The sequence below is a fragment of the Campylobacter lari genome (assembly GCF_004357905.1).
Lineage (GTDB): Bacteria > Campylobacterota > Campylobacteria > Campylobacterales > Campylobacteraceae > Campylobacter_D > Campylobacter_D lari_D.
Genome location: NZ_SMTT01000007.1, coordinates 104,226 through 112,857, shown reverse-complemented (window position 1 = coordinate 112,857; position 8,632 = coordinate 104,226). Strand labels below are relative to the sequence as shown.

The window sequence follows — 8,632 nt, the reverse complement described above, 5'->3', positions numbered from 1 at the left end:
GAGCTTCCTTGATTTTTTTAGTTATAATAGCATATAAATTATAATATCAAGAAAGAAAAATATGCTCATAAATGAAACTTATTTCATAGACTCTTGTGATGATGTGGAATTAAATATAAAAAGAGAAAGTAAATTAGAATATAGAATCGCTTATGATGATAGTAAGCAAATGAAAGCTATTGTTTTTATCATAGGTGGATATGGAGCAAATGCAAATATATATTTTCTAGAAAGTTATAGAAATTTTATAGCTAAAAAATTTGATGTAGTAGCTGTAAATGTATTTTATCATTGTTTTTGCCAAAGAGTTTCTGATGTGGACAAATATAGTGCTGAAATGACTTTTTTATTAGACGATATAAGAACATTTGAAAAGGCTTTCAGGGATTTTGAAATAGAATTTGAAGTGCTAGATAATACAAAAAATATAGAAAAATATTATCAAATTCTTGATCAAAAAATGAGTATATTAAAAGAACAAGGAATTTTAAATCAAGACTATAAGGTTGAGTTATCTGTGACTTTTATCCCGCCTAACAATGAGTATAATAATTTTGCCATTATGTCTGCTATCGATCATATCAATGCTTTAAAAGATATAATGAAAAATTATCCTCAATTTAAATCTTTACCTAAAATTTACGGGGGGGGGTCATACGGTGGCTTAGTGGCATTAATGTGTGCTAAAATAGCTCCTTGGTATGTTGATGGAGTGATAGATAATTCAGGTGCTGCATTGCCTCCGTTAAGATATATCATAGGAAGGGATTTAAATAAAGGTGATGCTATTTTAAACGAAGATGAGTTAAATAGTAAAGTTCATTGTTATGTGGAAACTTATTGGACACGCAAAAACCCAAACTCACCTTATTATTTTGCTGATGAAAATTATTTAATAAGAGCTTTACTTAATAAAGATCATTTGATTTTACAAGCTCAAAAGAATAAAAATATTATTTATACAAGTTATCATAGCGCTAAAGATGACTTAACTCCAGCTGATCATAAAATTTCTATGATAGAAATTTTAAAAGCCTTAAACTATGAAGTAGATTTTCATCTAATAGATGAAAAAGATATAGATGGCAAATTTATTAAAAATTTAACTCATGGCTGTGGAATTCCTGATAAGGCATTATTTAATAAAGAATTACCTATTATGCTTGAAAAATTAAAAGATAAAACATTTAGTATGAAAAAAGATAGTATATCTTATCCTTGTAAAAATAAAGTTTTTACCTTTAAAGATGAAAATGATAAATTTGTTTTAGAGATTGTTTAAGGCTTTTCACCTTAAACACCAGCTAAAGTTAAAAGATCGCTTACTTTTTCACATTTTTTAAGATCATCACCGCTAATTTGCCTGCCAAGTGAGTTTTTAAATAATACCATGATAGATACAAAAGCTAAGCTATCCCATTCATCAATATCATCTAAAATCATATCTTCTTTTAGTGTTTCATCCATATGCATAGCTTCGCTAATAGCTTCTAATAATTCTTCTTTAGTCATTTTTTTCTCCTTTATAAATTGAAATTGTATCAGTTTTAAAGTTTTTATCAAAATTTATATAAGCACTCCCCCAGGCATATCCAGCACCAAAAGCACTTAAAATGGCATTAAAATCATTTTTTTGTATTTCACAAAGTAAAGCAGGTAAAGAGCAAGCACTTAAATTAGCATATTTTGACATCAAAAAATTTGGTGCTTTAGAGCTATCAATACCCAAGTCATTTATAATAGAATCAACTAAAAATTGATTGGATTGATGTAATAAAAAATAATCCACTTTATCTTTACTTTTTTCACAAAAATCAAGCATTTCTTTTATGCTTTGACTCTCAAGATTAAGTGCTTGGTTAAAAATTTCAGCCCCATCCATGTAAAGATTATCTAAGCTCCTATGCTTATTGGTTTGAAATATTTCTTTATTGGAGCTTTTACTCTCATCAAGTTTAGCAAAAGCTCTATTGGGTATGATGAGTTTGTCAAAACCTTCTCCATTAGAATGAAGCTTAAAAAACGATTTTTCATTTGCACTGCTTATGAGTGTTGCACTTACTCCATCGCCAAAAATTGGAGCTAAATTTGCATTTAAAGGGTTTATGGTTTTGCTTAAAGTATCACCACAAATTAATAAAATATTTTTTGCATTTTGATTTTCTAAAAAAGAAAAAGCTATAAATAAGCCGTATAAATACCCCGAACACGCTTGATTTACATCAAAAGCTATGGTTTGAGGTTTTAAATTTAATCGTTTGTGAAGATAGTTTGCGCATGATGGCATAAAAAAATCAGGAGTTTGTGTAACAAAAATCACCATATCAAGCTTATTTTTATCAAAATCGAGCATTTTAAATAAATTTATACTTGCTTCATAGGCTAAATCTGTTGTGCTAATATTTTCATCAGCGATAAATCTTTCTTGTATGCCTGAAATTTTTTTCATTCTTTTTAGCATTTTGACATCATTTTGAAAAACATCTTCTAGGCAATCATCTATATTTATGCATTTATTAGGCACGCAAACGCTTATACCTGCTATTTTGGCTTTATTAAAACTAGCTTTCAATTATAAGTCCTTCGTAATTTATTATTTCTTTTTGGATTAGAGTAAAATTTTCTTTTATATTTGCATTTAAACTATATAAAAATTCTAAAAATGGCATATTTCTTTCGCCCTTTTGAAAGTATAAAATACATTCTTTTGTATTAAAATGCACATGTAATAACTCTATAGCCTTATATAGCATAATTTTTTCAAGCTTTCTTCCTAAGGCTCTGCAACTTATGCAAAGATCTTTTATGATTAAATTTGTTTCATCTTTATAAGCTAAAAAAATTGCTATAATGCCACTATCACTTAATTTATCACTCATGCTTATAGTCAAAATAGCATGTTTTTGCATAAATTCTTCACACTCTTTTAAGCTTAATCTTAAGTAATTTGATATAAATTGATTAGTTTTATTAAGTAGTTGTGAAATTCTTTCAAGTTCATCTGCGTGGTTGATATGAAATTTCAAACAAATTTGTAATTTTTCAAAATACTCTTTAGGGCTAAGCTTGCCAAGCTCTTGTCTTTGTAAATTTGCTTTAATATCAGCACTTCTTAACTCATCTTCTTTACTAAAGCTTGTTTTTAAAAGTCTAGGATAGAGCTTTAAACTATAAGCACTATTTTCATCAGCTAGTAAGGTGTTAATATAAAGGTGTGATACATTTTCAATTTCGGCTATATTATCATCAATAAATAGCACACTATCAAAAGCTATATTAAAAAAATTTACAATTTCTTTAATATTTTCGTCTTTACTTTTCCAATTAGCCTTGATCATACTAAAATCATCAAGTTGTAATAAAAAGTCTTTTCTTTGTGAAAAAAGTTTTTTTACATCTTCTTCTTCATTTTTTGAAGCAATGGCGAGTAAAAAACCTTGATTTTTTAAATTTAAAAGCTCACTTTGCAAGGCTTTATGATTGCTAGATAAAGTAAGATTTTCAATGCCATCTTCGCCTAAAATTCCTTGGTATAAGGTATTATCAAGATCTATGATGATTGCTTTTAAAGTTGGTTGTAAAAGGCTAGGTAGGATTTTTAGTCCTAGAAATTGGGCTAATTTTACACAAGCTTTATTACTAAGTCTGCTTGCATTTATTTCAAAATTACTATCATCTATGATGAGATTTTCATCTAAAAAGGGCTTTAGTATTTTGCAAATACTATATTCTTTTAAGCTTGTATCGCCAAGTAAAAGTGTGATGATAGGAGCGTTGCTAATACTTGATAGCTCTTGTATTTTTTCTTTGATAAAATCATCTACATTTTTTTTATAATTGTTTAAATCTATAAATATGATGTTTAAATCTGCTTTTTGAAAATTATCATAACTTAAACTATCATCATAAGAGCTTATGTTAAATTCAGCCTTTAATTTACTAAAGGCTAAAAATGCATTTAGTATGCTTGAAATGACTTCAAAAGAGTGATTTCTAAAAACATTAATAGTAATTTTTTTATGATGATTTTCCTTACTAAGTTTTATGAGATCATTTCTTTTTAAATTTGGTGAAAAAAGATTCATTTTAGCTCCTTATTTTAAGCAATTCAGGATATAAAAGCTCATCCACTTCTTTTAAATCTTGAGGTATCAAACTTAAAGTTTGATTTGTTTTTGCTCTTGGAAATCTTGGCATTATGACTTGTATGTTTTTAGTTTTTTCAATGTATTTTATAAACACTTCCATTGCAGCTTTTGCCATACTGTATTCTTTCATATCTAAAGGTAAATCATCAACAAAAGAAGAAGAAGAAGAAGTAAAAATTAAAATTGGATTAATATATTTTAAGATTTTATCTAATGCAAAAATATAATATTGCATAAAATTATATAACATTTTTTTATTAAATTGACTATTTTGAGAAGAAATTTTAGGTGTAGCAAAATAATATATATGAGTAGGATTGAATTTTTTAATAGTGTCTATAAAATTTTTGTTAACATTTAAAATATCAAGTGGTATAAAAGTGCAATTTGGAATTGTTTCGCTTGGATGGTTTGAATTATAGGTAGCTATAATAGTAGCGCCTCCAAGAGCTAATAATTTGGCGCATACATTTCCAAAACCACTACTTGCACCTATAATTAAAGCTTTTTGATTTGTGAAAAAATTTGTTTTTTGCAAATTAGAATATTTGACTTTTAATGACGAATAAGTTGTGTTTTTTATTAATTGAGGTCTGATAAATGCTTTAATGCTTCCTTTGCAGGGACTTAAAATGTTTATCATGTAACATTCTATGTTGTGATGTTTTTTGAAATTAAATAATAGTTTGTTATTTGTGTCACATTCTGAAAAGTCTAAATTTAAACTAGAATAAATACTATCTAAACCTGGAATTTTCATTCCAATTAAGCGCGTGCTAGCTATTAAAACAGCTATATTTCTAGAATTTAAATACGCAGAGCACAGCGGAAAAAGTTTCTTGAAAAGTTCTTTGTTGTAATCTAATTCCTCGCCATAATTTTTATTTTGTAGTAACTTGATATTATTTGGTTTATTTTTTTTAAATTTTATATGTTTTAAAAAAATACTTTCTATTTTAGTTTCATTTTCAATCTCAAATTCTATTTTTGAGAAAATTTGATTTTTATCAATGATTTCGTATTTTAACACATTGTTTTTTTGGTATTTTTTGATAATTTTAAATTTTTGATTTTTAAAAAGTGGATTTATAAAATTTGATTTAATTATTTTTATTTTAATTGTATGTTTGCGTTCTTTTTTTAAAAAAAATTCTATAGTTAGGAATAATTGGTATATTCCATATACAATTTGACCATTAAAATACGAATTTTTTGCAAATTCTTCATCAAGATGTATAGGGTTAAAATCTCCACTAGTATATGAAAAAATTTCTAAATATCTTTGGTCGACTTTATGCATTTTTTATTTTTTTTATTTCCTTAATAATCTCTTCTTGCGAATTTAATTTAACAAGAATGTCTTTATCAAATTTAACTTCAAATTCCTCCTCTAAACTCATTATGATGTCAATATGTGATAGCGAGGTCCAATTTTCACAATTTTGCATACTAAATTTTGTTTTATTATTTACTTCAATCTCTAATATATTAGATAGTATCTCATAAATTTTTTGCTCCATATATTTCCCTTTATTTTATTGTAAGTATTACTGTCATGATTATTGCGTTTTTTGTTTTTAGTGCTTTTTCTAAAGAATAATTATTCGCCATAAAATATTCACATTCTTTGATTTTCAATCCTGCTTTATTAAGTAATTCTTTAACTTCATCAGGATGAGAAAATAAATAAATATGATCAATTGCAGGAGCATTGATAGGTATAGTCGCAAAGATTTCTCCATTATCATTTAATAAGGCTTTTACATCTTTCATAAATTGTAAAGGTTGTTCAACATGTTCTAAAACCTCTCCTATTACTACCAAATCAGCTTTGTTGTTAAACTCACATTTGGTAAAATCTTTACATATAAATTCGCATTTAGTATTTATTTTGCCAAACTGATTTTCTACCATATCCTTGCTCATTTGACAACTTATAGGAGATATATCAATACCAAAATATTCTTTAAATTTTTGACTTCTTAGGGCTTTAACAAAAAACTCACCATGCCCTGGTCCTATTTCAAGATAGGTATTTTCTTGATTTTGTTTTTCATCTATATACTTAGCAAAATATCTTCTAACCTCAACATGAGCATTCCATATAAAAGAAGATATGGCAAGACCCACCATGTATTGCTTCATATAGTTTTCATTAAAATACACCATATTTTCTACTTCTGCTAAGGTGCTATATCTATATTTTCCAAATTCTATAAAATATCTAGTTTCTTCTAAAGTATCATTTAATACAACTATATAGCTTTGAGCTTGTTCTTCTAAAGTAATATTTAGTGTATCTTTGTAATAAACAATAAGCTTTTCTAAATCTTCATATTCTTCTTTAGAGAGTTGTAATCCATCTAAACATTTTTTGTGTAGTGGATTTTTTTCTTCTATTAGCTTAAATAATTCTTTTGTATTTTCTAGCATAATTTTTCCTATATAAACTTAGTTTACTAATATATTTTTATCTTTTTTTAGTTCGCTTATAATTATTCTTTCAAAATCATTTGTATTGATATATGAAATAATACCACCTCCAAATTGAATTTTGGAGAATATATTAGCATTATTTAAAATTATATTTATTTTTTCTAAATTTAATTCCGATTGTCTATCAAGATATCTTACATAGTATTGTATTTCTTTTTTGTATTCTTTTTTTTCATCTTTTATTATTCCTTGAAATATTTTAAAGTATCTATAATCTACTTTAAATTTTTCTTCTATATAGTGTATAAAAGTATGAGCCCAATCTAATCCAAAATAAATTATTTTGCCGTTGTTTTTTGTTAAAATGTCATATCCAGAATTTTCTCCAAAACAAGATAAATTTTGAGTATCAAATAATCCTTCTTTAGCTCCTTTTACAGCAAAGGAAAATATAGGATCATTAGTGCGTTTTACTCCTATTTGTTTGCGAAAATATTCATTTAAAGCACCTATTTTTGTAGGAGAATTTAATTTATCATAAACTTCATTTTTGCAAAAACTATAAGTAAATGTAGGCATGATTAAAGTACCTTCTTTACCTATAACTTCAAAAAAACAATCTAATATAGTTTGTAAAAATTCATTTCTAGGAAGCAAGGGTGTGCCAAAATTAAAAAGTTCACTATGCACACACAAAATATCGCCTTTTTTAATACCAAGTTTTTTAAAAGCTTCTATTAAATCTACATTAGAGTATTTTTTATCATTGTATTCTAAAAAATATTTCATTTTATCAATCCGTGAAATTTTAATTTTTCTATTAAATCTTTTAATTCATAAGCTTGCATGTTTAGTTTTGAGGCTATATCTAAAACATCGTTTTTACCATCACAATATGCTAAAAAATTACATGATATTGGTATATCATTGGTTGAAGAAGTATTGATAGTATGGTATAAGCCTCTTTTACCTAAATTAGGTTCGCAAAATATCGTATTTTGATAAATTTCATTAACCTCTAAATTCATAATGATTTCTTGCATAGCTTTTAAGCCACCTTGCAATCCCTCTTCACTGATGAAATTTAAGTCATCCTTGCTAGTATGATATTCTTTATACTCTAGATACTTACTTCTACAAATTCCGACTACGGGTAAATTTACTAAAGGAGAGCAGTATTGTCTCTCATCGCTTCCTCTATCTAAAAAGCTAAATTCTTTAAAATTATTTTTTTCTTTTAAGGTATGCAAAGCTACTTTATCTGCTAGGGTATTTTCACTTGGAGTGTGAATGAGTGAGTAAGCATTATCATCACCTATGCAAGAGAGTACAAATCCTGCTTTAGTGTGTTTTTGCAAATACTTTAAATGTTTACTAAGATAAACTATACTTCCTATAGTTTCAGGAGAAAAAACAAAACGATAATTATATTTTCTCTCTTTAAGTTCTAAAAGCCATTTAGCTAAAAATGTAGCTACCGCAGGACCACTTAACTCGTTATTTGCCATAGATGGATGACAAAGGTAAGTGGAAATTAAAATTTCATCTTTTGTTTCTTGCGTGCTAGGTATGAGTAAATCAGCATAGTTTAAAACCCCATTTTCATGGTGCTTTGCATCTATGAAAACTTTATATTTTCCTTCTTTTAGTTTAATTCTATCTTCATGTTTTATGCAAAAACCCCAACGCCTTTTATAATAGCTTGTCACATAAGGTATAGCATCAGGCATTTCTTCCATAGAGTAAAGATGCTCTTGTAAGCTTGCTAGATCAAGCTCTGTGTCTATGCCTGTGCTATAGTTTAACACATGAAGATTATTTTGCTTAAAATCACAAATTTTTTCTCCATCTGGAGTGATGATATAAGCATCGTTTATCTCCCATTCAGCAGGTACTTCCCAATCAAATATTTTACTCCCGCTTGCTATAGAGTGAATTTTTAATATACCCCCCCCCATAGCTTCATCAAGCATTTTTAAGCTTTGTCTAAAGCCTTTCCCGGTAATACTTCTGCATATAGGAAAAAGCTCACAAGCTAGCTCATACAT

Annotated in this window: 9 protein-coding genes; 1 reads left to right on the top strand and 8 read right to left on the bottom strand. The window is 27.1% G+C overall.

Annotated features, from left to right (window positions below):
• Positions 1-61 precede the first annotated feature (61 nt).
• The gene (locus E2O22_RS06610; protein ID WP_133319784.1) at positions 62-1,282 is read left to right on the top strand and encodes a DUF2920 family protein; all 1,221 of its coding nucleotides are present in this window, start codon (positions 62-64) and stop codon (positions 1,280-1,282) included.
• 11 nt (positions 1,283-1,293) lie between these two features.
• Here the strand turns inward: E2O22_RS06610 and E2O22_RS06605 are convergent, their stop codons facing one another.
• From E2O22_RS06605 to E2O22_RS06570, 8 genes are read right to left on the bottom strand one after another with little or no spacing between them, the layout of a single operon-like run.
• Complete coding sequence (locus E2O22_RS06605; RefSeq protein WP_133319783.1) at positions 1,294-1,512, bottom strand: acyl carrier protein; 219 nt, start codon at positions 1,510-1,512, stop codon at positions 1,294-1,296.
• Positions 1,505-2,572, bottom strand: a complete 1,068-nt coding sequence (locus E2O22_RS06600; RefSeq protein WP_133319782.1) for a beta-ketoacyl-ACP synthase III — start codon at positions 2,570-2,572, stop codon at positions 1,505-1,507. Before E2O22_RS06600 ends, E2O22_RS06605 begins: the two co-directional genes overlap by 8 nt.
• Positions 2,562-4,085, bottom strand: coding sequence for an HAD-IIIC family phosphatase (locus E2O22_RS06595; RefSeq protein WP_133319781.1), 1,524 nt, complete (start codon positions 4,083-4,085; stop codon positions 2,562-2,564). Before E2O22_RS06595 ends, E2O22_RS06600 begins: the two co-directional genes overlap by 11 nt.
• A 1-nt stretch (position 4,086) precedes the next feature.
• Positions 4,087-5,448, bottom strand: coding sequence for a MaoC/PaaZ C-terminal domain-containing protein (locus tag E2O22_RS06590; RefSeq protein WP_165955279.1), 1,362 nt, complete (start codon positions 5,446-5,448; stop codon positions 4,087-4,089).
• On the bottom strand, positions 5,441-5,668 hold the full coding sequence (locus E2O22_RS06585) for an acyl carrier protein (RefSeq protein ID WP_133319780.1): 228 nt from the start codon (positions 5,666-5,668) through the stop codon (positions 5,441-5,443). The genes E2O22_RS06590 and E2O22_RS06585 overlap by 8 nt, the downstream gene beginning before the upstream one ends.
• Before the next feature lie 10 nt (positions 5,669-5,678).
• Entirely contained in the window at positions 5,679-6,581 is a 903-nt protein-coding gene (locus E2O22_RS06580) for a class I SAM-dependent methyltransferase (RefSeq protein WP_133319779.1), read from the bottom strand.
• A gap of 18 nt (positions 6,582-6,599) precedes the next feature.
• Positions 6,600-7,373, bottom strand: coding sequence for an AAC(3) family N-acetyltransferase (locus E2O22_RS06575; RefSeq protein ID WP_133319778.1), 774 nt, complete (start codon positions 7,371-7,373; stop codon positions 6,600-6,602).
• Positions 7,370-8,632 (bottom strand): DUF4910 domain-containing protein, encoded by a 1,263-nt coding sequence (locus tag E2O22_RS06570; protein ID WP_133319789.1) that lies wholly within the window; start codon positions 8,630-8,632, stop codon positions 7,370-7,372. Before E2O22_RS06570 ends, E2O22_RS06575 begins: the two co-directional genes overlap by 4 nt.